Genomic DNA, 245 nt, shown 5'->3' with positions numbered 1-245 from the left:
ACCAAAATCAGTTATAAAAATAATAAGGATCAGTCCATGCAATACGACCTACTGCCGCAAATAGACGAAAAGGTCTCAAAGATTTGTCTAGGAACCATGACTTGGGGGCAGCAAAATGATGAGCGTGAAGCCCATGAGCAAATGGATATGGCGCTAAGCGAAGGCGTTAATTTTTGGGATACCGCGGAGATGTACCCGTCACCGCCAGACAAAGATAAGCAAGGTGATACCGAACGCTTTATGGG

Annotated in this window: 1 protein-coding gene; it reads left to right on the top strand. The window is 45.3% G+C overall.

Features of this window, described 5'->3' with window-relative positions:
• Positions 1-36: 36 nt before the first annotated feature.
• Positions 37-245: aldo/keto reductase (locus tag AAEY93_RS20980; protein WP_351079667.1), on the top strand; the 209-nt coding region annotated here is incomplete at its 3' end.

The organism is Shewanella sp. CAL98-MNA-CIBAN-0140, from assembly GCF_040309905.1.
GTDB classification, from domain to species: Bacteria; Pseudomonadota; Gammaproteobacteria; order Enterobacterales; family Shewanellaceae; genus Shewanella; species Shewanella psychromarinicola.
The sequence above is the reverse complement of the archived record's forward strand: the minus strand, read 5'-3'. Positions and strand labels throughout refer to the sequence as shown.